The organism is Agrobacterium leguminum (assembly GCF_015704895.1).
GTDB lineage: Bacteria > Pseudomonadota > Alphaproteobacteria > Rhizobiales > Rhizobiaceae > Agrobacterium > Agrobacterium leguminum.
In genome coordinates this window covers 1-24,005 of record NZ_JADQWB010000011.1, presented here as the reverse complement: position 1 = coordinate 24,005, position 24,005 = coordinate 1, and the positions used below count along the sequence as shown (strand labels likewise).

Annotated in this window: 19 protein-coding genes; 12 read left to right on the top strand and 7 right to left on the bottom strand. The window is 59.8% G+C overall.

Features of this window, described 5'->3' with window-relative positions:
• The first annotated feature begins 302 nt into the window (after positions 1-302).
• From I3J13_RS16445 to I3J13_RS16415, 7 genes are all read left to right on the top strand, one after another.
• Positions 303-1,076: a FadR/GntR family transcriptional regulator gene (locus I3J13_RS16445; protein ID WP_196379476.1), complete on the top strand. Its 774-nt coding sequence runs from the start codon at positions 303-305 to the stop codon at positions 1,074-1,076.
• A 103-nt stretch (positions 1,077-1,179) separates the two neighbouring features.
• Positions 1,180-2,526 carry a glycosyltransferase family 4 protein gene (locus I3J13_RS16440; protein ID WP_162144093.1) on the top strand — a complete coding sequence of 449 codons (1,347 nt, stop codon included), beginning with the start codon at positions 1,180-1,182 and terminating at the stop codon, positions 2,524-2,526.
• Positions 2,523-3,293, top strand: coding sequence for an HAD family hydrolase (locus I3J13_RS16435; RefSeq protein ID WP_196379475.1), 771 nt, complete (start codon positions 2,523-2,525; stop codon positions 3,291-3,293). The genes I3J13_RS16440 and I3J13_RS16435 overlap by 4 nt, the downstream gene beginning before the upstream one ends.
• A gap of 273 nt (positions 3,294-3,566) precedes the next feature.
• Positions 3,567-4,007 (top strand): NUDIX hydrolase, encoded by a 441-nt coding sequence (locus tag I3J13_RS16430; RefSeq protein ID WP_059760707.1) that lies wholly within the window; start codon positions 3,567-3,569, stop codon positions 4,005-4,007.
• A 162-nt stretch (positions 4,008-4,169) separates the two neighbouring features.
• Positions 4,170-5,675, top strand: a complete 1,506-nt coding sequence (locus tag I3J13_RS16425) for an inorganic phosphate transporter (protein WP_196379474.1) — start codon at positions 4,170-4,172, stop codon at positions 5,673-5,675.
• 17 nt (positions 5,676-5,692) lie between these two features.
• Positions 5,693-6,430, top strand: coding sequence for a 16S rRNA (uracil(1498)-N(3))-methyltransferase (locus tag I3J13_RS16420; RefSeq protein ID WP_196379473.1), 738 nt, complete (start codon positions 5,693-5,695; stop codon positions 6,428-6,430).
• Between the two features lie 118 nt (positions 6,431-6,548).
• The gene (locus I3J13_RS16415; RefSeq protein ID WP_196379472.1) at positions 6,549-7,922 is read left to right on the top strand and encodes a glutamate--cysteine ligase; all 1,374 of its coding nucleotides are present in this window, start codon (positions 6,549-6,551) and stop codon (positions 7,920-7,922) included.
• A 223-nt stretch (positions 7,923-8,145) separates the two neighbouring features.
• Here I3J13_RS16415 and I3J13_RS16410 read toward each other — a convergent pair whose 3' ends face one another.
• Positions 8,146-8,439 (bottom strand): YjiS-like domain-containing protein, encoded by a 294-nt coding sequence (locus I3J13_RS16410; protein ID WP_004432794.1) that lies wholly within the window; start codon positions 8,437-8,439, stop codon positions 8,146-8,148.
• 203 nt (positions 8,440-8,642) lie between these two features.
• Here I3J13_RS16410 and I3J13_RS16405 point away from each other — a divergent pair, with 203 nt between their 5' ends.
• Positions 8,643-9,593 carry a LysR substrate-binding domain-containing protein gene (locus I3J13_RS16405; RefSeq protein WP_004432791.1) on the top strand — a complete coding sequence of 317 codons (951 nt, stop codon included), beginning with the start codon at positions 8,643-8,645 and terminating at the stop codon, positions 9,591-9,593.
• A gap of 107 nt (positions 9,594-9,700) precedes the next feature.
• Here I3J13_RS16405 and I3J13_RS16400 read toward each other — a convergent pair whose 3' ends face one another.
• Positions 9,701-12,139: a DUF1217 domain-containing protein gene (locus I3J13_RS16400; RefSeq protein WP_196379471.1), complete on the bottom strand. Its 2,439-nt coding sequence runs from the start codon at positions 12,137-12,139 to the stop codon at positions 9,701-9,703.
• Between the two features lie 366 nt (positions 12,140-12,505).
• Here I3J13_RS16400 and I3J13_RS16395 point away from each other — a divergent pair, with 366 nt between their 5' ends.
• On the top strand, positions 12,506-13,072 hold the full coding sequence (locus I3J13_RS16395) for a DUF6101 family protein (protein ID WP_003503226.1): 567 nt from the start codon (positions 12,506-12,508) through the stop codon (positions 13,070-13,072).
• 78 nt (positions 13,073-13,150) lie between these two features.
• On the opposite strand, the gene ubiA is transcribed toward I3J13_RS16395, so the two are convergent.
• From ubiA to I3J13_RS16375, 4 genes are all read right to left on the bottom strand, one after another.
• Positions 13,151-14,104 (bottom strand): 4-hydroxybenzoate octaprenyltransferase, encoded by a 954-nt coding sequence (ubiA, locus tag I3J13_RS16390; RefSeq protein WP_196379470.1) that lies wholly within the window; start codon positions 14,102-14,104, stop codon positions 13,151-13,153.
• A 121-nt stretch (positions 14,105-14,225) separates the two neighbouring features.
• Positions 14,226-15,026, bottom strand: a complete 801-nt coding sequence (locus I3J13_RS16385) for a MipA/OmpV family protein (protein WP_174038820.1) — start codon at positions 15,024-15,026, stop codon at positions 14,226-14,228.
• Positions 15,027-15,310: 284 nt separating this feature from the next.
• A complete protein-coding gene (locus I3J13_RS16380) occupies positions 15,311-16,567 on the bottom strand; it encodes an SAM-dependent methyltransferase (protein ID WP_196379469.1) in 1,257 nt (418 codons plus the stop codon).
• Between the two features lie 168 nt (positions 16,568-16,735).
• Positions 16,736-19,054: a Tex family protein gene (locus tag I3J13_RS16375; RefSeq protein ID WP_196379468.1), complete on the bottom strand. Its 2,319-nt coding sequence runs from the start codon at positions 19,052-19,054 to the stop codon at positions 16,736-16,738.
• Positions 19,055-19,267: 213 nt separating this feature from the next.
• On the opposite strand from I3J13_RS16375, the gene purD reads away from it, so the two are divergent.
• From purD to I3J13_RS16360, 3 genes are all read left to right on the top strand, one after another.
• Positions 19,268-20,539, top strand: coding sequence for a phosphoribosylamine--glycine ligase (purD, locus tag I3J13_RS16370; RefSeq protein WP_059760691.1), 1,272 nt, complete (start codon positions 19,268-19,270; stop codon positions 20,537-20,539).
• Between the two features lie 157 nt (positions 20,540-20,696).
• Positions 20,697-21,206 (top strand): plant virulence effector HPE1-like domain-containing protein, encoded by a 510-nt coding sequence (locus I3J13_RS16365; RefSeq protein WP_196379467.1) that lies wholly within the window; start codon positions 20,697-20,699, stop codon positions 21,204-21,206.
• A 326-nt stretch (positions 21,207-21,532) separates the two neighbouring features.
• Positions 21,533-23,356, top strand: a complete 1,824-nt coding sequence (locus I3J13_RS16360; RefSeq protein ID WP_196379466.1) for a methyl-accepting chemotaxis protein — start codon at positions 21,533-21,535, stop codon at positions 23,354-23,356.
• Between the two features lie 117 nt (positions 23,357-23,473).
• On the opposite strand, the gene I3J13_RS16355 is transcribed toward I3J13_RS16360, so the two are convergent.
• The gene (locus I3J13_RS16355) at positions 23,474-23,968 is read right to left on the bottom strand and encodes a 2-thiouracil desulfurase family protein (RefSeq protein ID WP_196379465.1); all 495 of its coding nucleotides are present in this window, start codon (positions 23,966-23,968) and stop codon (positions 23,474-23,476) included.
• Positions 23,969-24,005 lie beyond the last annotated feature (37 nt).

Sequence of the window (24,005 nt, the reverse complement as noted above, 5' to 3'; positions counted from 1 at the left end):
AGTTAGAGTTTTTTCGCGATTCGAAGAAAAGCGAAAAAACTCTAAAACATCGATCACGATGAAAACACCGCAATCGAAGCCGCTGTCATTGTTTTGATCCACCTGGCGGAAAAATCCGCCATCGTCACCCTGTCCTGCTGCTGCTTTAACAAAAGCCAATTCGAAAAGGCAGATGCCGTGTTGCCGCAGGCATGGCACGGATGAGGCGTGGAACTGGATAGAATATTTGACCAGTGCGATGCTTCGCTGATAATTTGCCCACCATCGAAATACGGGGCGGGATTTCGCCGGAGACTTCTGCGATGGACGAAACGCTTTTTGCGCGCATCGAGCACAGCCGCACATCGCAGGAGGTGATCTTACGTTTCGAGGAACTGATCCTCGACGGCATATTGCGGGATGGCGACAGGCTGCCCGGCGAGCGCGAACTGGCGCAACGCCTCGATGTCTCGCGGCCTATCCTGCGGGAAGCGCTGAAGGAACTTGAGACCCGTGGCCTTCTTACCAGCCGGCATGGCGGCGGCACCTATGTCGCCGATATTGTCGGCCCGGTTTTTTCCGACCCCTTGAGCGCGCTGATTACCCGCCACAGCCGGGCGACGCGGGATTTCCTCGAATATCGCCGCTATATCGAAGGCATGACCGCCGAACTTGCTGCACAGCGGGCGACGGAACCGGACAGGCGCAACCTCGCCGCCATCGTGGACAGAATGCGAGAAGCGCATGAGGCGGGCCATTTCGAAGAGGAGCTTGCGGGCGATGTGGAATTTCACAACGCCATTGGCGAGGCGGCGCATAATATCGTGCTGATGCACACGTTACGCTCCTGCTATCGGCTTCTGAGTGACGATATCTTTTACAATCGCCACCTCATCTTCACCGTTGCGGGCGCCCATGACGAGGTGCTGAGGCAACATATCGCCATCCACGATGCGATTGCCGCCAGCGATCCGGCCGCGGCAAGGGCGGCGGCGGAGGCCCATATCGACTTCATCGTGGAGACGACATCCAAGGCCCACCAGGCGCGGGAATGGGACCGGATTTCGCGCCTGAGGCAGCAGCAGCGCAGCCCCTGAAAACGCCATCCGGCGAAATGCGGCACCCTGTTTTTTCAGGTTTTGATGGAACCTTTTGTGCTCTTTGGTCTTTTTATCGGGTTAATTGGAAAAATTTACCAAGATGGGACCCATGACGACCACGAGCGAAACTGAACGCTATCCGCGGATAGCTCTCATATCGACGCATGGCTATGTCGCCGCGCACCCGCCGCTGGGTGCTGCGGACACCGGTGGACAGGTGGTTTATGTGCTTGAGCTTGCACGCAAACTCGGCCAGCTCGGTTATACTGTCGATCTTTATACCCGCCGCTTCGAAGACCAGCCGGAATTCGATGAGGTTGACGAGCGCGTCCGCGTGGTGCGCATTCCCTGCGGCGGGCGCGATTTCATTCCCAAGGAATATCTGCACCGGCACCTGATGGAATGGTGCGAAAACGCGCTGCGTTTCATCAAGAAAAACGACCTGAATTATTCTTTCATCAACAGCCATTATTGGGATGCGGGTGTCGCCGGGCAGCGGCTTTCCGAAGCGCTGAAAATCCCGCATCTGCACACACCGCATTCGCTCGGCATCTGGAAAAAGCGCCAGATGGAGACCGACTATCCGGAAAAGGCCGATACGTTCGAACTGGAATTCAACTTCAGGGAACGTATCCAGCACGAGCTGATCATCTACCGCAGTTGCGATATGGTGATCGCCACGACGCCGGTGCAGCTCGACGTTCTGATCGAGGATTACGGTCTGAAGCGCAAGCACATCCACATGATCCCGCCGGGTTATGACGACAACCGTTTCTTCCCGGTTTCCGATGCGACGCGGCAGATGATCCGGCAGCGTTTCGGTTTCGAGGGCAAGACGGTGCTGGCGCTCGGACGCCTTGCCACCAACAAGGGTTATGACCTGCTGATCGACGGCTTCTCCGTTCTTGCCGAGCGCGAACCGGAAGCCCGACTGCATCTGGCGGTCGGCGGCGAGAATATGGACGAGCAGGAAACCACGATCCTCAACCAGCTGAAGGAGCGGGTGAAAGCGCTCGGTCTCGAAGACAAGGTGGCCTTTTCCGGTTACGTCACGGATGAGGACCTGCCGGATATTTATCGCGCCGCCGATCTCTTCGTGCTCTCAAGCCGCTATGAACCATTCGGCATGACAGCGATCGAGGCGATGGCGAGCGGTACGCCCACCGTCGTCACCACCCATGGCGGGTTGTTCCGGGCCATCAGCTACGGCCGCCATGCGCTGTTTGCCGATCCTTTCGACAAGGAAGACCTCGGCATCACCATGATGAAGCCGTTCAAGCATGAGCGACTTTACGGGCGGCTTTCCCGCATGGGGGCGCACAAGGCGCGCAGCCTGTTCACATGGACCGGCATTGCCCAGCAGCTTCTCGCCCTTGTGGAAGGCAGGACCATGATGCCGGTTCTGGAAGAAGCCGATTGGGCCGAACCATGGAACGACGGCGATTGAAACCGCTTCGCCTTTTTTCCACCGATCTCGACGGAACCGTCGTCGGCGATAACAACGCCACGCGCCGGTTCCGCGATTTCTGGCATTCGTTGCCGGAGGGTCAACGTCCCCTTCTGGTTTTCAACAGCGGCAGGCTGATCGACGACCAGCTTGCGCTCATCGAAGAGGTGCCGCTGCCGCAGCCCGACTACATCATCGGCGGGGTCGGCACCATGCTTCACGCGAAAGAGCGCAGCGAACTCGAAAGCGCCTATAAAACCTCTCTCGGCACCGGTTTCGATCCGCAGAGGATCGGTGACGTGATGGCCGGCGTGCCGGGCGTGACGATGCAGGAGGAGCGCTATCAGCACGGCCTGAAATCCAGCTGGTTCCTGCATGGCGCTGATGATGCGGCACTTGGCGAGATCGAAGCAGCACTTGTGGCCGCCGATATCGATGCCCGCATCGTCTATTCCAGCGACCGCGATCTCGACATATTGCCGAAGGCCGCTGACAAGGGTGCGGCGCTTGCATGGTTATGTGGACAATTGCGCATCGGCCTCGACGAATCAGCGGTCGCGGGCGATACTGGCAACGATCGGGCGATGTTCGAATTGAATGATATTCGCGGCGTGATCGTGGGCAATGCATTGCCGGAGCTCGTCTCGCTGGCGGGTCTCGACAATCGTTTTTTCCAGGCGCGTGCGACGGAAGCCGACGGCGTTATCGAAGGCCTCCGGCATTGGGGATTAAATCCCGACAAACGCAATACCGGCGATTATTCATAACGGTTTTGCGTTTCAGGACGTGAAAGCAGACAGAGACGGTATTGCCGCAATCGGCTGTTTGCCCGGGAAGCCGCCCGGTCGAAGCCCTGTTCGCACATCTTCCGCATTTTCCGGGCTTACAGGCTTCATCTGCATGAAGACAGTAGTGGGTTATGGGTCATGAGGGATTGGCGGAATTTACGGGATATCTATATTAGCAATTATCATTAGCGGGCAAAGAAGGACCTATTCGGATTGAAGATTTTGAATCGATTGGCGACAGATGTTGGCTTGATGTTGCGCAGACCGCCGCGACAGCAATATGCGGCGCTGTGCTATCGATTGTCCAAGAAGAATCCGGAGCCGGAAGTATTGCTGCTGACCAGCCGGGATACGGGACGCTGGGTCATTCCCAAGGGCTGGCCCATGGCCAACAAGAAGGCCCATGCGGTGGCCGAGCAGGAAGCCTATGAGGAAGCCGGTGTCAGAGGCACGGTGGAAAAGGCGCCCTTCGGTTATTACGAATACGAGAAAAAGCTGAACAGCGGCGTCAACGTGCCGTGCAGGGTTCAGGTGCATCTGCTCGAAGTTTCGGAGATGCAGGAAAGTTTTCCCGAAAAACAATCCAGACGTCTGGAATGGGTCAGCCCCCAGGAGGCGGGAAAACGCGTCAACGAGCCGGAATTGAAAGCGCTGATGCTCGCTTTCGACAAACGGATGACGCATTCGAAATAGCGCGCCCGCCCCGAACGTGGCAATGTGCAGTTTGTTTTTCCAACATGGCTTTTATCGTCTTTCCTTTTGGAAAGATGTGCGAGATGTAACAGTCTTTCTGTAAAATTGCCTTCAACCTGCGACACTGCCGGACGAAAGGGAATGCTGGCAAACGAGGTCTGAATGGCAATCAAGCCGCCATCGAATATGAAACCGACGCTCGACAAGGATCTCGACAAGATTACCCGTGTCGAAGAGGCGACGCTGCATGTCACGCAGCAGCTTGCCGGCCTTGGCGCGGGGTTCATGTTCGTTGTTCTGGCGGCCATCTTCGCCGGCGTCTTCGTCACCGGCACCGCGGGTTCGGTCATCATCATCGCCGCCGTCGCCATCGGCGCCTATATGGCGATCAATATCGGCGCGAACGACGTCACGAACAATGTCGGCCCGGCGGTTGGGGCCAAAGCCATGCCGCTTGCCGCCGCCCTCATCGTCGCCGCCATCTGCGAGATTGCCGGCGCGCTGATCACCGGCGGCAACGTGGTCGAGACCATTTCCAGCGGCATCATCAACATCGGGACCATTCCCGACAGGACCGCCTTTTCATGGGCAATGCTGTCGGCGCTTCTCGCGGCCGGCCTTCTCGTCAATATCTCGACATGGACCAAGGCGCCGATTTCCACCACCCATACGGTGGTGGGCGGGGTTGCGGGTGCGGGAATGGCCGCCTATGGGGCGAAGGCGGTCGACTGGCTTTCGCTCGGCAGCATTGCCTTCGCATGGGTACTGGCGCCCTTCATCAGCGCCATCATCGCCGTTGCCATCCTTGCTTTCATCAAGGAATTCATCATTTACCGCGAGGACAAGCTCACCTCCGCCCGGCTGTGGGTTCCGGTTCTCATCGGTTTGATGGCGGGCGTCTTCACGGCCTACCTCATCTGGGTCGGATTGCGGCAGCTCATGCATGTGTCGCTTGGCCATGCCAGCCTCACAGGGCTGTTGACCGGGCTCGTGGTCTGGCGGCTCTGCGTGCCGATCATCCGCAAACAATCGGAAGGATTGGAAAACCGCAACCAGTCGCTTCGTATCCTGTTCCAGTGGCCGCTGGTTCTCGCCGCCGGCCTGATGTCCTTCGCCCATGGGGCGAATGACGTTTCGAACGCCATCGGGCCAGTCGTGGCCATCGTGCGGGCCCTGCATGACGAGGCGGTGAGCACGTCCGCCCGCGCACCGATGTGGGTGATGCTGGTCGGCGCCTTCGGGCTTTCCTGCGGTATTCTTCTTTATGGCCCGCGCCTTATCCGCCTCGTCGGTGAGCAGATCACCAAGCTCAATCCGATGCGCGCCTTCTGCGTTTCCGTGGCCACGGCGCTCACCGTGCTCGTTGCCTCACGCTTCGGCCTGCCGGTCAGCACCACCCACACGGCAATCGGCGCGGTGTTCGGCGTCGGTTTCTTCCGCGAATGGTACACGCAATCGTCGCGGCGGCGGCAGGAGCTCGTTCAGGCTGGTGACGGCAGGCTCCGCCGGTCCGAAAGATATGCCGAAAATCCTTCCGAGATACGCCGCCGTTATCTCGTCCGCCGCTCCCACTTCATGACGATCATCGCCGCCTGGCTGGTCACCGTTCCTTCCAGTGCAGCGCTTTCGGCGCTGCTCTACTGGCTCATGTCCTCTCTCTTTCTCTGAACCTGAAACAGAATCCCATGCGCGCCAATTTCCGGATGCAACGCCTGTATATCGAAGCCAGCCTTGCCGAAGGCGTCGCGCAGGAGGCAACAGCCGAGCAGTTCAATTATCTCGCCAATGTGCTGCGCATGACCGACGGTGCGGAAATCCTGCTGTTCAACGGTCGCGACGGCGAATGGAAAGCGAAACTTGCCTTTCCGAGCCGCAAGAAGATCGTGCTCGTCCCCCTCGAGCAGACACGGCCCCAACCGAACGCCCCGGACCTGCATTATCTTTTCGCGCCGCTGAAAGTCGGGCGCATGGATTATCTGGTGCAGAAAGCGGTGGAGATGGGCGCCGGCCTGTTGCAGCCGGTGATGACGCAGCATGTTCAGGGCAAGATCCACAATACCGAAAAACTGCGCGCCAACGCCATCGAAGCCGCCGAGCAGTGCGGCATACTGTCTCTGCCCGAGGTGGTCGAGCCGGTGAAACTGAGGGATATGCTCGAGACCTGGCCCCACGACCGGCGCATCATCTATTGCGACGAAGGCGATGCGGGGCAAAATCCGCTGCCGATCCTGCAAGCCGTCACGGAGCGCAAACTTGCCCTGCTGGTCGGCCCGGAAGGCGGGTTTTCCGAGGAAGAAAGGGAGCTTCTGCACGGCCTTGCCTTCGTTACCCCCATTCCGCTCGGGCCGCGTATCCTGAGGGCAGATACCGCCGCCGTCGCCGCGCTCGCGGTCATTCAGGCGGCGATCGGCGACTGGAATTGAATGGCCCCATTGCGCTTCATGCATCTTTAAAAGAAATTCATTTGCCTCCGGATACGATCCGGCCCTATCTGCCAATCATATGCCTCGCCGCAACAGAGACGTCATAACAAGGTAAGCCATGGCACGCGACACGACCGACCAGACTCCCCTCTCCTCCGTCACGGAGCTTACAGATTATCTGGCGGGCGGTTGCAAAGCTGAAGCCGATTTCCGCATCGGCACCGAACATGAAAAATTCGCGTTTTTCCGCGAGGATAACAGTCCCGTTCCCTATTTCGGCGAAGCCAGCATTTCCGCGCTTTTGAAGGGCATGCAGGAAAAGCTCGGCTGGGAGCCGATCATGGACGGCGGAAACATCATCGGCCTTGGCGAGCAGCACGGCATGGGCGCCATCTCCATCGAGCCGGGCGGCCAGTTCGAGCTATCGGGTGCGCCGCTCGAAAACCTGCACCAGACCTGCAAGGAATCCAACCAGCATCTGGCGACGCTGCGTGAAGTGGCCGAGCCGATGGGCATCCGTTTCCTCGGCATCGGCGGCAGCCCGCTGTGGAGCTACGACGAAACGCCGCGCATGCCGAAATCGCGTTACGCGATCATGACGCGCTATATGCCGAAGGTCGGGACCAAGGGTCTCGACATGATGTACCGCACCTGCACCATTCAGGTTAATCTCGATTTCTCCTCCGAAGCGGACATGCGCCGGAAGATGCGCGTTTCCATGAAGCTGCAATCGCTGGCAACAGCGCTCTTCGCCTCCTCGCCCTTCACCGAAGGCAAGCCGAACGGTCTTCTTTCCTGGCGCGGCGATATCTGGCGCGACACCGACAACCGCCGCTCGGGCGTACTGCCCTTCACCTTCAGCGATGACTTCGGTTTCAAGGACTATGTGGAATGGGCGCTCGACGTGCCGATGTATTTCATCGTGCGCGACGGCAAATATCATGATTGCACCCATGTCACTTTCCGCCAGTTCATGAACGGGGCGCTGAAAGGCGAAATCGCCGACTGGCAGCCGACCATGGGCGACTGGACGAACCATCTTTCCACCCTGTTCCCGGATGTGCGCCTGAAGCGCTTTCTGGAAATGCGCGGTGCGGATGGCGGCCCGTGGAGACGCATCTGCGCCCTTCCCGCTTTCTGGGTCGGCCTTCTCTACGATGACGAGGCGTTGACCGCTGCCGATACGCTGACAGCCGGCTGGAGCTTCGATGAGGTCATCGCCCTTCGCGATGCCGTTCCGGCCAAGGGTCTTTCCGCCGAGATCGCCGGCAAGCCGCTTCTCGGTCTCGCCCGCGAGGTGCTCGATATTTCCCGCACCGGCCTCAAAAACCGCAAGCGCCTGAACGGCGAAGGCCAGGACGAGACCGTGTTTCTGTCGTCGCTGGACGAAGTTCTGGCCAAGAAGACCACGCTCGCCGAAGACCTGCTTGCGCTTTACAACGGTCGCTGGGGCGGCTCCGTGCTGCCGGTGTTCGAAGAATATCAGTATTGAGGCAGTGCCGCTAAAATTGTGCCGCGATTAAAAAAGCCCGGCGCGGCCGAGGGGCCTGACACCGGGCAAAGGCAGGGCTATTGGCAAATCACCCTGCGGGGAAAACTTTTCCGCTCGAAAGCAATTCCGGCGGCTGGAGGTCTGCCGGAATTGCCCGAACATTCTGGAACGTTTTGGTGCATTTCCGGACGGAAAACCGGGGCCCGCCTTTCCCGGAAATGCTTTAAACGGTCTTGAACCGGGTCACCGCGCGGTTGCGTGCGGCGCGGGTCAGATGGGCGGTCGGATCCTCGAGCAGGCCGGTATTGAGCGCATCCCTCACATCCGAGCGCGCCAGACCGATATCGGCCAGAAGGCGGTCATCAAGTTCCGTGAGGCCATTGGCCACGATACGATTGTAGATGCGCTGCAAGAACGTTTTGACGCGGAAAGCAAAGAGGCCAGCGACACGACGAAGCGTATCGTTCTGCCGGGAGGTTGCGAGTTCCAGTTCCATTCTCCGTTCTGCCGTGCGCATGACACTTATCCTTTCGTAACGGCACGATGCGGCACCGCCCCCGGCGCACCACGCGCGAGAAGCTGCCTCGGGTTGGGGGCCTGACGTTTCGCCGGCCCGGGGTTGATATTGATTTGCTGAGTGTCAAAATGTCGCAAGACTATTGATCAGTCCAACGAATGTTTCTAATGTGAGGCATCAATCATTCTGATGGATGACCATCCATGTCCGCACCTCTCGACATAGACCAGCTGCATACCTTCATCGCCATCGTCGATACGGGCAGCTTCACCAAGGCCGCAGACCGCGTTTTCAAGACGCAATCCGCCGTTTCCATGCAGATGCGACGGCTGGAAGAACGGATCGGCAAGCAGCTTTTCGCCAAGGACGGGCGCGGCAACCGCCTGACGGCGGAGGGCGAAAAGCTGATGAATTACGCCCGCCGCATCATCCGCCTCAATAATGAGGCGATCGCCGCCTTCGACGACAACCGGTTGGAAGGCATGCTGCGCATCGGCACGCCCGATGACTATGCCGACCGCTACATGCCGGAGATTATCGGGCGCTTCGCCAAGACCCATCCCAATGTCGAGCTTTATATCGTCTGCGAACCTTCGGTCAGCCTTGCCGAAAAAATGGCGCGCGGCGAGCTGGATATCGCGCTCGTCACCCATAATCCGCGCGCGCGCTCCTCGGATGTGGTGCGCACCGAACCGCTCTGCTGGGTCGCTTCCGCCAACCATCCGCTGAAGGACGATGCACCCGTGCCGCTCGCCGTCGGGCGGCGCGATTGCCACTGGCGCCAGCTTGCCTGTTCGGCGCTCGATGCCGATGGGCGGGACTATCAGGTCCTGTTCACGAGTTGGTCTTCCACCGTCGTCGCCGCCGCCGTACTGGCGGGCATGGCCGTCTCGGTGCTGCCGGAATCGGCGCTGCGCACCGGCATGAAGGTTCTGACCGCCGCGGACGGGTTCCCGCCCCTGCCGCCGGTGCAGATCGGCCTGATGAAACGGCCGGGCCTCTCCCCTTCGCTGGTGAATGCCATCACCGACCACATCACCGCCTGCCTCGACAATATTTCGCCGATGAGCGTTGCCGACGAAATGGACAGCGATGTGAAGACCTACCCCAAGATGCCGCGCCTGCGCGCCGGACACATGCTGCCGGGATGGTAAGAGGATAGAACAAATCCCGGGGATGACGTCGCGTATGCGGGAGGCTTTGTCATCAGCCTCAAGCCGGCGAACCCCGCTCCTCCCGTCGCTCGTCCGCGCTTTCTCTGCTACCGCGCCCGCAGCGTGGCAACCGCCAGCAGCGTATCGGCGCTGATGCCCACCGAACCGCTGCCGTTGAAGAGCGTCATGATCGGATCGGTGGTGTTCTGCTGATTGTCGTACATGATGGTGAAACGGGCGACCAGCTTCTTGACCTTTTCCGGATCCTGAAAATCCTCGATGTCGAAGTATTTCTTCATCATCGTCACCTGCGTATCGACCTCGGCATTGGCGAGTTCGTCCGGAATCCCGAAAGTGGTGTTGATGAAGCTCTGGAGCGCCGTGTCGGCGAGGATCGAGTAATAGGACGTCGTTCCGGCCGCCATGCGCTGGAAATAGAGCGCCAGGCGCACACCGGCATTTTCTTCGCCCGCCTGCGTTTCCAGCGTCTGGGTGAGATAATTGTCCAGCGTCTCGTAAAGGCCGCGCCGCGTCTGGATCAGGCTGCGGTCCTCGTGAAGAAGCGTACCGTCGGTATTGAAGTTGAAGGCGGTGACGAGGCGGCGGAAGACCGGGTCCATCTCCTTGTTGACGTAGCTGTCCTTGTCATCGAGCTTCGAGGTGAAGGCCTTTTCGAGCTGTTCCTTCGTCACGCTTTCGGGATCGATACCGAGCGACTCCATCGCGAATTTGGTCAGGCGATCATTGCTCAGGAATTCCTTGAGCGTCTTGATCTTCTGCATCTCGGCCGTGAAATATTCCGATTCCTTCGTCGCCGTTTCCTTGTCCTTTTCCGTGCCGAAAGCCGATTTTTTCTTGATGTAGTCGGCCGACATGGTCTGCATCTCGATTTCCGACTGCGCCAGAACCGGTGTACCGACGCTGCCATCGGAGGCGAAGTTGAACAGCTCCGCCAGCTTGACATAACGCTCGTCTTTCAGCGTGTAGACGAAGCTCTTTTTATCCTGCAGATCGCTGGTGAGGACCTTGCGAATATCGGCGGAATTCACCTTGGTCGGATCGAGGCCCACGGCTTTCAGCGCATAGGTATAGACCGCGCTGCTGTCGATGAAATCCTTGACGGAAGTGACGCTGGCTATATCGCTCTTGAACAGCTTCAGCGCCTTCTCGTCGGCGGCGTCATCCTTGTCGTTATAATAGGTCATATAACCGCTGGTAGTGGTCGCGGTCTGTGCCGTCGTCTGGGGTGTCGTGCCGTCTGCCAGCGTTCCGTCCGTCTGGAAATTGAAGGCATTTCTCAAGGCGATATAGCGCTTGTCGTTCTTGCCGACGGTCGCGATGTAGTTGCTCGGATCGCTCAGATCGCTGGTCAGGATATTCTGGATCGTTGCCGTGACGACTGTGAGGTCGTCAAGGTCGAAGGCGGTCCTGATATAGTTGAGAAGCCGAGTATCCGAGGTCAGTTCGGTTACCGTCTTGATCGAACCGATCTTCGATTCGAAATAATCCCGGTTCAGTGTGGCGACGGTTGGCGTCACGCGCGGCGCGCTGCCGATATAGGCATCCGTCAGGGCCTTGAGATTATCCGCCGTCTGCGCCTGACCGGCGGTCACCGTGCCGTCGTTCTTGAACTCGAAGGCGGTGGCAAGCTGCGCCATCTTGTTATATTGCGTGACGGTGCTGGTGAGCGTCGTCTGCTCGGCCTTGATGGCGGCGAGCTTCGCTTCCCACTCATCCTGCGGCGGCAATACCGCCTCGAGCTGGGTCAGCTGGTCCTGGCGCGTCACCTTTTCCGCCTCCAGCTCCGTGCGCTCCTCAGCCGTCAAACCGGTGTCGGCGAGTTCGGTGTCGATTGCGGTAATCCGGGCGGTGACCTGCGCGTGCAGCTCGATATTGCCCTTCATCGTCAGTTTTTCGACCGCGTCATTATAGGCCGTGCCGTATTTCTGGTTGATGTAGCTGTCGGGATCGTTGATGTCGCTCGTCATCAATCCCTTGATATGGGCATAGGAATAGGTCTTCTCATCAATGGCGAAGACCTGAAAGATATAGGCGCGGGTGCGGTCGTTGCGCAGCAGCTGGTCGACATTGGTTACCGTGCCGACAATCGCCTTGTAATAACGGGTCTCTTCCGCAAGGCTGTCATCGAGATCGGTTATCGACGTATCGTAAAGCCCGATCATCTTGTCGAGCTGCGCTTCCGTCTGAACGGTCTTTGTCGATGTGGTGAAGTTGAAGGCTGCGGCGAATTCCCGATAGCGCTCGTCGGTGAGCTTGTTGGCGAAGCTGTTCTGGTCGTTCAGATCGCTTTCCAGCACCTTTTTCATAAAGGCCTTGGCATAGGTCATCTCGCCGAGACCGAAGGCATCCATGGCATAGGAATAGAGCTGGTAGTTGTCGAGGAACTCATCGACGCTTTTCACATTGCCGATGTTTTCCTTGTAATATGTCGTCTGCCGCTCGATGAGCCCCTGCTGCGACACGCGCGACAGGCTTGCCTTCATATCGCGGTTGATGAGGTCGTAGCTGAGATAAGTCGATACCATCCGAATGCCCCCTGGAGACCCGCGCGTCGCTTCAGACGCCGAATGCTCCGGTTTTCAATCCACCCATCGCGCCTCCATCGGGACGCACGGCAAGCCTTTGCCCGACTATGCGGGAGACGCCTTGCCCGGAGCTTGAAAGAGCACAATTTCGGCCGGGATAAAAACCGCATTGTCCCGATCTCTTTTACCTAAGCGAAACCATGCCACAGTGTGTTTTGCTAACCATTTGGGAATGCAAAGTTTTCTTAACCGCGATTTTTAAGCAGTCTCGAACATGCGGCGGATATTCTCCCGACATCAGAGGACGAAAAGTCCCGATGAGAAGACCGGAAACCGGCTCTCAGGTAAAACAAGGGTAGAATAAACATGACCAAGACCGTTCTGAAGCCCGACTGGGCCGTCGCCACTCTCAGACTCGACCCGGCACGTTTTCCGCAACAGGTCACTTATGGAAAAGGCAATGGCGCGACCGATGTCGCCGTCACTCTCGATGAACGGGGCGCTGTTCTGAGAAAGGTTCTGTCCTCTTCCGGCCTGCCTTTGTCCTTCGCTTTGCCAGCCCGCGCCTTCAAGGGCGTTGCCGCCCGCGCCATCGACCATGGCGACGGACAGGTAACGGTGACGCTGGAGCTGCACCATGACGATCCGGATCTCTGCGTTCCGCTTCTCGTCGCCCACGATCTCTGCGATATCGCCGCCGACTGGCGCAGCTGGTCCGAAGCCTACCGTATTCCCATGCTGATGGTGGAAGCCGATGGCGTCGCCCGTCCGCTGGAAGAACATCTCGGCAAGGTGCGCACCCAGAATACCCGCCCGCGCCGCCGCCATTCCTATTTCGCGGAGCGTCGCCCCCGCTTCCTCGTTCGCCGCTCCACCGGTTCGCTGGGCATGAGCATGAAGATCGAGGGCAAGGAAATCATCGCCCGCAGCTGATAATCTTCAGCCAGACAAATCAAAAAAGCCCGGCGCGGATGACGCGGCCGGGCTTTTTCATTTCGTGTTTTCACAGGCTTACGCCAATAGGAGCGGCAGGATGAGGCCCGCGAAAATCAGCACGCCGACGCGGTTGTTGGATTTGAACAGCACGAGGCACTGATCGACATCGTCGATATCGAGCACCCAGACCTGCCGGAACAGCATGATGGCCGCAGCGGCAAGGCCGCTATAGGCAATGACGTTAACACCCGCGACCCAGAACGACAGGAACATCATGACAAGGGCTGTGCCATAAAGGAAAACCAGCCAGCGATGTGTGTTCTCGCCAAACAGCAGGGCGGTTGAACCGATGCCCACGGCGGTGTCGTCTTCCTTGTCCTGATGGGCGTAGATTGTATCATAACCGATCGTCCAGGCGATGGAGCCGACATAAAGCAGGACAGCCGGCCAGGCGATCGATCCGAACTGTCCCGCCCAGCCCATCGGCGCCCCCCAGGAAAAGGCAAGGCCGAGGAAAAATTGCGGCCAGTTGGTGAAGCGCTTGGCGAAGGGATAGATCGCCACGAAGATCAGCGAGAATATGCCAGTCGCGATTGCGAAACTGTTGAACTGCAGGAGCACGACAAGCCCCGCAAGCGCCTGCAGGACGATGAAGAGCTTGGCCTGCGACCGGCTCACGCGGCCTGAAGGCAGCGGCCGCGAACGGGTGCGCGCCACGGCCATGTCGATCTTGTGGTCAGCCAGATCATTATAGGTGCAACCCGCGCCGCGCATCGCCACCGACCCGATGAAGAACAGCACCAGATGCCAGATCAGCGTCGCCCAGGAAAAGCCGCCGCTCGCCATCGCGACATTTGCCGCAAGGGCTGCGGACCAGAAACATGGCCACATCAGCAATTGCCAGCCGATGGGGCGATCCCACCGGGCCAGTTGCGCATAGGGCCAGAGGGGCCTCGGCAAAATCCGATAGACCCAGTTATTGGATGGCGCGTCGGAGACGCGATCTGAAAAATCGCTGTGGTGAACCATGGGATGGTTCTACAGCATCGGCGGGAAAATCGGAATGGATTTCAGCAGTTGGCCGCATATGCAGAAAAGCCCCGCAGCGGTTTCGCGACGGGGCTTTGCAGGACGATATCTCGGCTATTTGTCAGGGCAGCGAGAAATTGAACTTGTAGCTCGCCTGAACGCCGATGATGAACTGGTTCTTCGAGCCGCGCTCGCGCACCAGCGAACTATCGGCGGCGTCACCGGTCAGGCGGCGATATTCCGCAAACGAGCCGACTTCGGCGTTCTCGGTGACTTTCCAGGTGATGGCGGCGCCGATGCCGGCGGAATGCAGGCCGCCGCCGGGGCTATAGGGCGATGGCGCGCCGGCAGCCGTCTGCGCGGCACTTACACCGTAATAACGCTCATTGTATTTGCTGCTCACCCATGTCGCGCGCGGCCCGGCGGAAATCTGGATGCCGGGGGCGATATCGGTGAAGGCATCGACGGCAACGTCGCCGACCACGCCGCTATGGCTGCGGATGCCCTGACGGACTTCGCCGCGAACGCGCAGCCAGTCGGTCGGATAGGCCTCGGCGAAACCGCCAAGCTCGCCGCCGCGCTTGATGCGGGTCATGCCCTTCAGATCGGACGAGTCGCCCTCGTCACGCGGGGACACCAGCTTTCCGGCAAGACCCATACTGATCGGGCCGTTGTCCAGAAGCGAAATCGAGGCGCTGTCGTTGCGCGAGGTGAAACGCGCGCCCTGGCCCTGGCGGCCGAGCGAAATGATGGGCGAGAAGCCGAATTCATTCTTGTTGTCGCCCTGATATTTCGGCGCGGTGAAACCCGCGCCGCCGAGCTTCAGATACCAGTCGCCGGAAAACCAGCCCTCCGCATGGGCATTGCCCACGGCAAAAAGCGACAGGACACAGGCGGCGAATGCCGCTGATGGCTTGAACATGAAAGAACCCCAGAAACGCAATACAGACAGGTGTCCGTAGAATTAGAGGGATTGTCTTTCCATTCCATTAACCAGCGCGGGTTGAAATTCGACTCCTGCGGAGGGTGGCGACAAGGCCCCAAAACCCCACCTCCGTCATGCTCGGGCCTGTCCCGAGCATCTGCAACCGAAGGACTTTACGCAACGTGGATAGATCCTCGGGACGAGCCCGAGGATGACGCCGAGATTGCGGAGATGTTTGTCAACAATCTCCACAATTCGGTCGCCCGTTACCTACGCCGTGGTCAGAACGTCACCTTCTCCAGCGGCGCGCGCGTCTTCTCGAATTCCAGCAGCTTCGCTTCGTTCTGCGCAATGTAGTCGCGACTATGCGGCACGGAATCCCGGTCCTTGGCGATCTGGATCTGGAAAATGTGGAAGTTTTCGTGGGTAAAGGCCATTTCCGAGCCCGCCAGATAAAACTCCCACATGCGGAAGAAGCGTTCGTCATAAAGCGCTACCGCTTCCGCCCTGCGCGCCACGAAACGCTCGCGCCAGTGGCGAAGCGTATGGGCGTAATGCATGGGCAGGATTTCAATATCCTTCACCAGCAGCCGTGACTTTTCGATGGCCGGCAGCACCTCGGCAAGCGAGGGAATATACCCGCCGGGGAAAATATATTTTTCGATGAAGGGATTGGTCGCCAGCGCCGGATAGGGCTGGCCGATGGAATGCAACACCATCACGCCCTTGTCGTCCAGCACCTCCGCCACCTTGTCGAAATAATCGCGATAATGGGTCGGCCCGACATGTTCGAACATGCCGACAGAGACGATGCGATCATATTTTTTCGAAGCCGGCAGGTAGCGATAGTCCTGCAATTCGAAACGGACATTTGCCGCAAGGCCCCGTTTGGCGGCGCGGTCGCGGGAAACGCGCAGCTGTTCTTCGCTGAGCGTGATGCCGGTCACATCCGCACCGGCGCTTTCGGCAATATACATCGCCATGCCGCCCCAGCCGGAGCCGATTTCCAGCACGCTCTGGCCCGGCTCGGTCATCAGCTTGGCGGCGATGTGCCGTTTTTTGGCAACCTGCGCCTCATAGAGGCTGATGCCGGGCGGATTGAAATAGGCGCAGGAATATTGCCAGTCCTCATCGAGGAAGAGATCGAACAGCTTGGCGCTCAGATCGTAATGATGGGCGACGTTGCTCTTGTTGTGGTTGACCGGCAGATGCATCTTGATGCGGGCGGCGATGATGCGCGCCATGCCGCGCCAGATCATGCCGAAGGATAGCGCCTCGCTCAGCGTATTGCCTTTGACCAGCGCCAGAAAATCGTAGATGTCGCCTTCCGCGACCTTCGCCCGGCCTTCCATATACATTTCAGCCAGCTTCAGCGCCGGATCGGCGGCGATCTCCTGCATGGCGGCTTCGTCGGTGAAGTTCAGAACCACCTTTTTTCCCGCGCCGTTGCCGAATGTGCGGCTGCCGCCCGGGCTGTTGACGGTGAGATCACCGGTCTTGATTATCTTTTCGAGAAGAACATGCAGAGACGACGCCATGGCACCCCCAATTGCTAAGTCTCACTTATCAATTTCGCTGACCGTATTCCTTTCGGCACAAGTTTCAAGATAGTCTTATTTCAAAAAAATTGAACGATTTCATCAAGCAAAAAGCCCCGCCGGGGTGTGCGGCGAGGCTTTTTGGTAAAAAATCATTTCAACCGGAGGTCAGCGTCGCTTCATGGCTTCAGCCAGAGCGGCGGCAAGCGCACCACCGGTTTGCGACCCCTCGTTGCGCTCTTTCGGTTTGGATGTGGCGTGCCGCATGGCGCTGGCATTGCCCTTTTCGCGCATCGGCTGCGGCGCTGCCTCGCCGCCATCCTTGCGCATGGTGAGACCGATGCGCTTACGCTTCACATCCACTTCCACGACTCGCACCTTGACGACATCGCCCGCCTTGACGACCTCATGCGGGTCCTTCACGAAACGGTCCGCCAGCTGCGAGACATGCACCAGCCCGTCCTGATGCACGCCAATATCCACGAAAGCGCCGAAGGCGGCGACATTGGTGACGGTGCCTTCCAGAAGCATGCCCGGTTTCAGATCGGTGATCTCGTCCACACCCTCGGCAAAGGTCGCGGTCTTGAAGCTCGGGCGCGGGTCGCGGCCGGGCTTTTCCAGTTCGGCGATGATGTCTTTTACCGTCGGCAGGCCGAATTGCTCGTCGATGAACGTCTTCGGATCGAGCGCCTTCAACGCGGCGCTGTCGCCCATCAGCGAGCGCAGATCGCGGCCGCAGGCGGCGACGATCTTTTTCGCCACGCCATAGGCTTCCGGGTGCACCGAGGAGGCATCCAGCGGTTCCTTGCCGTTCGGGATGCGCAGGAAGCCGGCGCATTGTTCGAAGGTGCGCTGGCCAAGGCGCGGCACTTTCAGCAATTCCCTGCGGCTGGCGAAGGGGCCGGTCTGGTCGCGATGGGCAACGATGGCATCGGCGATCGAGCTGCCAAGACCGGACACCCGTGCCAGAAGCGGCGAAGAGGCGGTATTGAGATCGACGCCGACGGCATTCACCGCATCTTCCACCACAGCATCGAGCGAGCGGCTGAGACGACCCTGATCGACATCGTGCTGGTACTGACCGACCCCGATGGATTTCGGCTCGATCTTCACCAGTTCCGCCAGCGGATCCTGAAGGCGGCGGGCGATGGAGACGGCGCCGCGGAGCGAAACATCGAGATTGGGGAATTCCGCCGCTGCCCGTTCAGAAGCGGAATAGACCGAAGCACCCGCCTCCGAGACGATGACCTTGGTGGGCTTTGCACCCGAAGCCGGCATCTGCGCCAGAAGATCGGCGACCAGTTTTTCCGTCTCGCGGCTGCCGGTGCCATTGCCGATGGCGATCAGTTCGACATTGTGCTTGCGGATGAGGACGGCAAGTTCCGCCTGCGTGCCGCGCACGTCGTTCTTCGGCGGGAAGGGATAGACCGTCGTGGTATCGAGCAATTTGCCGGTGCCATCCACCACAGCCACCTTGACGCCGGTGCGGATGCCCGGATCGAGACCCATGGTGGCGCGGGAACCGGCAGGGGCTGCCAGCAGCAGATCCTTGAGATTGCGGGCGAAAACATGGATCGCCTCTTCTTCGGCACGCTCGCGCAATTCGCGCATCAGATCGAGCGAGAGCGACATGGAAAGCTTTACCCGCCACGTCCAGCCAGCCACTTCCATCAGCCATTGATCGGCGGGGCCGGCATTGCGGATATCGAAGGCGGCGGCGATGGTGCGCTGCGCGGGCTTGACCGGTGAGGGATCGTCCGCATCGACATCGATTGTCAGCGTCAGCACTTCCTCGTTCCAGCCGCGCAGCATGGCCAGCACCCGGTGGCCCGGCACCGTCGCCCAGCGCTCGAAATGATCGAAATAGTCGGAGAATTTCTCACCCGTCGCCTGCTTGCCATCCACCACCTTGGCGCGGAAGGTGGCGTTCTGGCGCATGTAATCGCGCAGGCGGCCGAGCAGATCGGCATTTTCGGTCATGGTTTCCGCCACGATGTCGCGCGCGCCCTCGAGTGCCGCCTTCACATCGGCCACCTCACCCTGAACATAAGCTTCCGCAAGCTTTGACGGATCGGCGGCGCGGTTCTCCCATATCGCTTCTGCCAGCGGGCCGAGACCGCGTTCGCGGGCGATTTCCGCGCGGGTGCGGCGCTTCGGCTTATAGGGCAGATAGAGGTCTTCCAGCTCCGCCTTCGTGCCCGCCTGCATGATTTTGACCATCAGCTCATCGGTCATCTTGCCCTGGCCGGTGATGGACTCCACGATGGAGCCGCGGCGCGCATTGAGTTCGCGCAGATAGACAAGACGTTCCGAAAGCGTGCGAAGCTGGGTGTCGTCCAGCCCTCCCGTCACTTCCTTGCGGTAACGGGCGATGAAGGGAACGGTCGCGCCCTCGTCCAGCAGCGCCACCGCCGCCTTTACCTGATCGGGGCGGGCGTTGATTTCGGAGGCGATGAGCGAGGCGAGGCGGGCATTGTCTGCGGTCATAGGGGACTCTTGGGGGTTCTCTGATGTCACATCTGGAGCGGCGAACATAATGTCTGATTGTGGCGTGACAACAAGAGGCGGCAACGATTCCACAGGAAAGGCGGCGTTCAAGGGAAAGACGGGCATTTGCGGCGCTTTCTCCTTGACCTTTCGCCCCCCTGCCCTTAACGCCCCTGACACAAGGTTACTGGCGAATTTGCAGGGGTATTGACCATGAAAGTTCTGTTGATCGGTTCCGGCGGACGCGAACATGCGCTGGCGTGGAAAATCGCCCAGTCTCCCCTGCTCGATGAGCTTTATGCCGCCCCCGGCAATCCCGGCATTGCCGATCACGCGACGCTGGTAGCGCTGAACGTGGAAGACGACGCGGCCGTCATCGCCTTTGCGAAGGAAAAGGCAATCGACTTCGTCGTGGTCGGCCCGGAAGCGCCGCTGGTTGCCGGTCTTGCGGATGATCTGCGCGCCGCCGGCATCGCCACTTTCGGACCCTCGAAGGCAGCCGCCCAGCTTGAGGGCTCCAAGGGTTTCACCAAGGATCTCTGCGCGCGCTACGATATTCCGACCGGCGCTTACCAGCGTTTCAAGACCGCTGAACCGGCCAAGGATTATGTTCGTCAACAGGGCGCGCCGATTGTCATCAAGGCGGACGGGCTTGCCGCCGGCAAGGGCGTGACCGTGGCCATGACGGAAGCGGAAGCGCTTGCCGCGATTGACGACTGCTTCGACGGCGCTTTCGGCGCGGCCGGCGCCGAAGTGGTGGTGGAGGCCTTCCTCGATGGCGAAGAAGCGAGCTTCTTCTGCCTTTCCGATGGCAAGACCGCGCTGGCACTCGCCACCGCGCAGGATCACAAGCGTGTCGGCGATGGCGATACCGGCCCGAATACCGGCGGCATGGGCGCCTATTCCCCTGCCCCTGTTATGACATCTACCATGGTGGAGCGCACCATGAAGGAGATCATCGAGCCGACGATCTCGGGCATGGCCAAGGATGGCAATCCCTTCTCCGGTGTTTTTTTCGCAGGCCTGATGATTACCGCCAAGGGCCCGGAACTGATCGAATATAACGTGCGTTTCGGCGATCCCGAATGCCAGGTGCTGATGATGCGCCTGAAAAGCGATCTGCTGCCGATCCTCTATGCCACCGCTACCGGCACGCTGGACAAGGTGGAGGCGGAATGGCGCGACGATGCGGCGCTGACCGTCGTTCTTGCCTCCAAGGGTTATCCCGGCGCTTATGACAAGAACACGCCGATCGCCCATATTCCCGAGGCGAGCGAAGAGGCAAAGGTGTTCCATGCCGGAACCGCGCTGAAGGACGGCGGGCTGGTGGCCACGGGTGGACGCGTGCTGAACGTCACCGCCCTTGGAAAGACCGTCACGGAAGCGCAGGCTCGCGCCTATGCGTTGGCCGACAAGGTGGAGTGGGAAAACGGCTTCTGCCGCCGCGATATCGGCTGGCAGGCCGTCGCGCGCGAAAAAGCCTGATCCTTAAGGCAAACGGGATTGGGCGCGAATATTTCGTTCAATTTTTACCAAGTTTGCTGACCCGATGGAAACGAAACATCGGTAATACTCGCCGGAACATTGAAGGGCGCATTGCGTCTCGATCACGAGGCCGCGCCGTCATTTCGGGGGTTTTTCGATGCGTCGTCTTTTTCTGACAGCGATTGTCGCGCTGACCGGCGGGTCGGCGATGGCGTCTTCCATCGAATATATAAACGGCGTTCATGTGGCCAATGGCAGCTTCATTCGTCGCGATTGCGCGGGCTGCAAGCCCATGAAGGGCAAAGCCGTGGCGCAGGGTTATGCCGTTCCCTCCATTGAGCCAGGCACGCAGCACACGGAAATGCGCGAAGTCGACGGCAAGCGCACCCTGCTGCGCACCGAAGCCTGGCTTGGCGGCGCGCCCGTCACCTTCGTCAGCACCAATCCCGCATGGATGGCGGAAACCTCCAGCACGGCCATCGCGACCTATGACGACGCAGAACCCGTGGCACATCCCGCTGAGACGGTTTCGACATCGGCCGGTATCGACGTGACGACGACCACGGCAGCCGTCAAGGAAATTTCCACCGAAAACGCAGCCGAACCGGCCAGCGCCTCGGTGATCGCCGCCCCCCAGTTCCCGGATTTCCAATTGCGCGGCAATTGACCGGCCGATGACGTCTTTCATGACGAAGGTCAAATAATCGCGTCATCGCTGCATTCCCGAAATGGCGCCGCAACCATGCGGGGAATATTGCTTTTTCTCCCGCATATTCTACCTGTCGGGCCTGATAAAGCTTTCGCTAATTAAATATTTATTCAAATTTTTAGCCGCTAAGTGCGTCTATAGTGCGATGCAGCACAGAATGAGGCCACGGCGCGGACACGCGCTTTTTGGCCCTTTTATCGCGCATCATGCGCCTCTTCCTTCTCCGAAACATCGGTACCGCGCGGCGTTTTCAGGCGCGCGATCCCAAACGCTTGTGAGCGCCCATGAAGAACCTTTCCATTTCCCGTCAGTTGATCGTTCTCGTGGTGGCCCTGATGGCCGCCTTCGCCGTGGCGACGTTTTACCAGCTGAAATCCGCCACCGATGCAATCTATGAGGAACGCTACGGCATGCTGCGGACGCAGGTGCAATCGGCGATCTCCATCCTGCAATCCTTCCACGACAAGGAAAAGGCCGGAACGCTTTCGCGCGACGAGGCCATGAAACAGGCTTACGCCACCGTCAGCGCCATGCGCTTCACGCCGGACGGCTATCTGTTCGGTTACGACTACGACGTGACGATGAAGTTCCATCCCGATGCCAAGCGCGTCGGTGAGAGCTTCAAGGGCAAGCCGGACAGCAAGGGTTTCGCCTATCGCGACGAGCTGGTGCGGCTTGGCCGCAATGGCGGCGGCCAGACGGATTTTTATGGTCCGAAGCCCGGCATGGAAGGCAATGACTACGCCAAGAGCTCCTATGCGCTTGCCTTCGAGCCGTGGCAGGTGGTGGTCGTGACCGGCGTTTATATTGACGATCTGAACGCGCAGGTGCGCGGCGAGGTGATGAAGGCGCTGTCCATCGGTGCCGCCATCTTCGTACTGGCGCTTGCCGCCGCTTTCTACGTCATCCGTGGCATTTCCAGACCGCTTGGCGATATTCACCGTGCGCTCGGCGAAGTGGCCAATGAGAACGTCTCGCTCGCCATTCCCCATACCGGCCTCACCAACGAGGTCGGCATGATGGCGAAAGCCACCGCCTCGCTTCAGGACAAGGTGCGCGAGCGCCATGCCATGCAGCGCCGTGAGGAAGAACAGCAGCGGCAGCTCAATGCGGAGCGCCAGAACAATCTCGACATGCAGCGCGACGAGGCGGAATTGCAGGCGCGTGTCGTCACCACCATCGGCGAGGCGCTGGAAAAGCTGGCGGGCGGCGATCTGACCGTGCGTTGCGGCGATCTCGGCAACCGCTACGCGGCGCTGCGCGACAATTTCAACGAGGCCCTGATCCATCTCGACGCCGCCATGGCCAAGGTGAATTCCAAGAGCATCGACATCGGCGGCTCCAAGGAGGAAATCCGCAAGGCTTCCAACGAGCTTTCGCAGCGCACCGAACGGCAGGCTGCCAATCTGGAAGAAACCTCGGCCGCTCTCGATGAATTGACGGTTGCGGTGCGCCAGACGGCGGAAGGGGCGGCAGACGCCGCCAAGCGCGTCACCACCGTCAGCTCCGAAGCCATGCGCAGCGACCGGGTGGTGGAAGAGGCGATCACCGCGATGAGCGGTATCGAACAGTCATCCGACCAGATTTCCAACATCATCGGCGTAATCGACGACATCGCTTTCCAGACCAACCTTCTGGCGCTGAATGCCGGTGTGGAAGCGGCGCGTGCGGGTGAGGCCGGCAAGGGCTTTGCCGTGGTGGCGCAGGAAGTGCGCGAACTGGCGCAGAAATCCGCCGCCGCCGCCAAGGAGATCAAGGACCAGATCGCCCGCTCTTCCGCCCAGGTGGAAAACGGCGTGCGGCTTGTCGGCGAGGCCGGCGATGCGCTGAAACGCATCTCGGACCAGATCAAATCCGCAAACGAGATCGTCAGCAAGATCGCCCATTCGGCCGCCGAACAGGATACGACGCTGCGCTCGATCTCCTCGTCGCTCAACCAGCTCGATGTCGCCACCCAGCACAATGCGGCGATGGCGGAAGAAACCACGGCTTCGGCGGAGGCGCTCGCCGTCGACACCGAGGAGCTGCTGAACCTCATCCGCGGCTTCCGCGTCTCCTCCGGCCACCAGCTTCATGGCATGGCGGAGCAGATGCGTATGGCGGGGTGATACGCCCCAGGGCCATCGATGAACAACGGCGCCGGGGGAAACTCCGGCGCTTTTCTTTTCAAGCATTTCCAGGAAAAGTGGAACCCGGTTTTCCGTCCGGAAATGCGCCAAAACACTCTAACGGGTCAGCGCATCCAGCCGGTCGATATCGGCAGGTGAAAATACGGCAATACCGGCTTTTTCGAGCAGCGCCGCCGTCACCCCATTGCCCGCGTGTTTGACGCCAGAAAACGAACCGTCATAAATCGCAACCGACCCGCAGGACGGGCTGCCGTCGATCAGAAGCGCGTATGTGCAGCCATTGGCCCTGACGAAGGCCAGCGCTCTTTCCGCGCCGGCGATAAATTGCGCCGTGACATCGCCGCCGGTCACTTCCAGCACGCGGGCGCGGCCCTCCAGCACATCGACACCGGAGGCACCCTTCTCGATTTCCGCCGGCGGGCGCGGCACAGGCATGCCGCCCGCCATCTCCGGACAGATCGTGACCAGCCTGCCCTCCTGCCGCCAGCGGTCTATCGCCGGGTGGGAGAAGGGTTTGCCTCTGCCGTCGTAACGGACAGGTTGGCCGAGGAGGCAGGCGCTGATGAGGATTTGGGGGGTGGTGTGGGTCAATGGGGTCATCCTGCAAGGTCGCGGTCGCAGCTTACCC

What these genes read in the sequence shown, in the direction of transcription:
- I3J13_RS16445 (WP_196379476.1), top strand. Translation starts at nt 303, where the DNA reads ATGGACGAAACGCTTTTTGCGCGCATCGAGCACAGCCGCACATCGCAG.
- I3J13_RS16440 (WP_162144093.1), top strand. Translation starts at nt 1,180, where the DNA reads ATGGGACCCATGACGACCACGAGCGAAACTGAACGCTATCCGCGGATA.
- I3J13_RS16430 (WP_059760707.1), top strand. Translation starts at nt 3,567, where the DNA reads ATGTTGCGCAGACCGCCGCGACAGCAATATGCGGCGCTGTGCTATCGA.
- I3J13_RS16425 (WP_196379474.1), top strand. Translation starts at nt 4,170, where the DNA reads ATGGCAATCAAGCCGCCATCGAATATGAAACCGACGCTCGACAAGGAT.
- I3J13_RS16420 (WP_196379473.1), top strand. Translation starts at nt 5,693, where the DNA reads ATGCGCGCCAATTTCCGGATGCAACGCCTGTATATCGAAGCCAGCCTT.
- I3J13_RS16415 (WP_196379472.1), top strand. Translation starts at nt 6,549, where the DNA reads ATGGCACGCGACACGACCGACCAGACTCCCCTCTCCTCCGTCACGGAG.
- I3J13_RS16410 (WP_004432794.1), bottom strand. Translation starts at nt 8,439, where the DNA reads ATGCGCACGGCAGAACGGAGAATGGAACTGGAACTCGCAACCTCCCGG.
- I3J13_RS16405 (WP_004432791.1), top strand. Translation starts at nt 8,643, where the DNA reads ATGTCCGCACCTCTCGACATAGACCAGCTGCATACCTTCATCGCCATC.
- I3J13_RS16400 (WP_196379471.1), bottom strand. Translation starts at nt 12,139, where the DNA reads ATGGTATCGACTTATCTCAGCTACGACCTCATCAACCGCGATATGAAG.
- I3J13_RS16395 (WP_003503226.1), top strand. Translation starts at nt 12,506, where the DNA reads ATGACCAAGACCGTTCTGAAGCCCGACTGGGCCGTCGCCACTCTCAGA.
- ubiA (WP_196379470.1), bottom strand. Translation starts at nt 14,104, where the DNA reads ATGGTTCACCACAGCGATTTTTCAGATCGCGTCTCCGACGCGCCATCC.
- I3J13_RS16385 (WP_174038820.1), bottom strand. Translation starts at nt 15,026, where the DNA reads ATGTTCAAGCCATCAGCGGCATTCGCCGCCTGTGTCCTGTCGCTTTTT.
- I3J13_RS16380 (WP_196379469.1), bottom strand. Translation starts at nt 16,567, where the DNA reads ATGGCGTCGTCTCTGCATGTTCTTCTCGAAAAGATAATCAAGACCGGT.
- I3J13_RS16375 (WP_196379468.1), bottom strand. Translation starts at nt 19,054, where the DNA reads ATGACCGCAGACAATGCCCGCCTCGCCTCGCTCATCGCCTCCGAAATC.
- purD (WP_059760691.1), top strand. Translation starts at nt 19,268, where the DNA reads ATGAAAGTTCTGTTGATCGGTTCCGGCGGACGCGAACATGCGCTGGCG.
- I3J13_RS16365 (WP_196379467.1), top strand. Translation starts at nt 20,697, where the DNA reads ATGCGTCGTCTTTTTCTGACAGCGATTGTCGCGCTGACCGGCGGGTCG.
- I3J13_RS16360 (WP_196379466.1), top strand. Translation starts at nt 21,533, where the DNA reads ATGAAGAACCTTTCCATTTCCCGTCAGTTGATCGTTCTCGTGGTGGCC.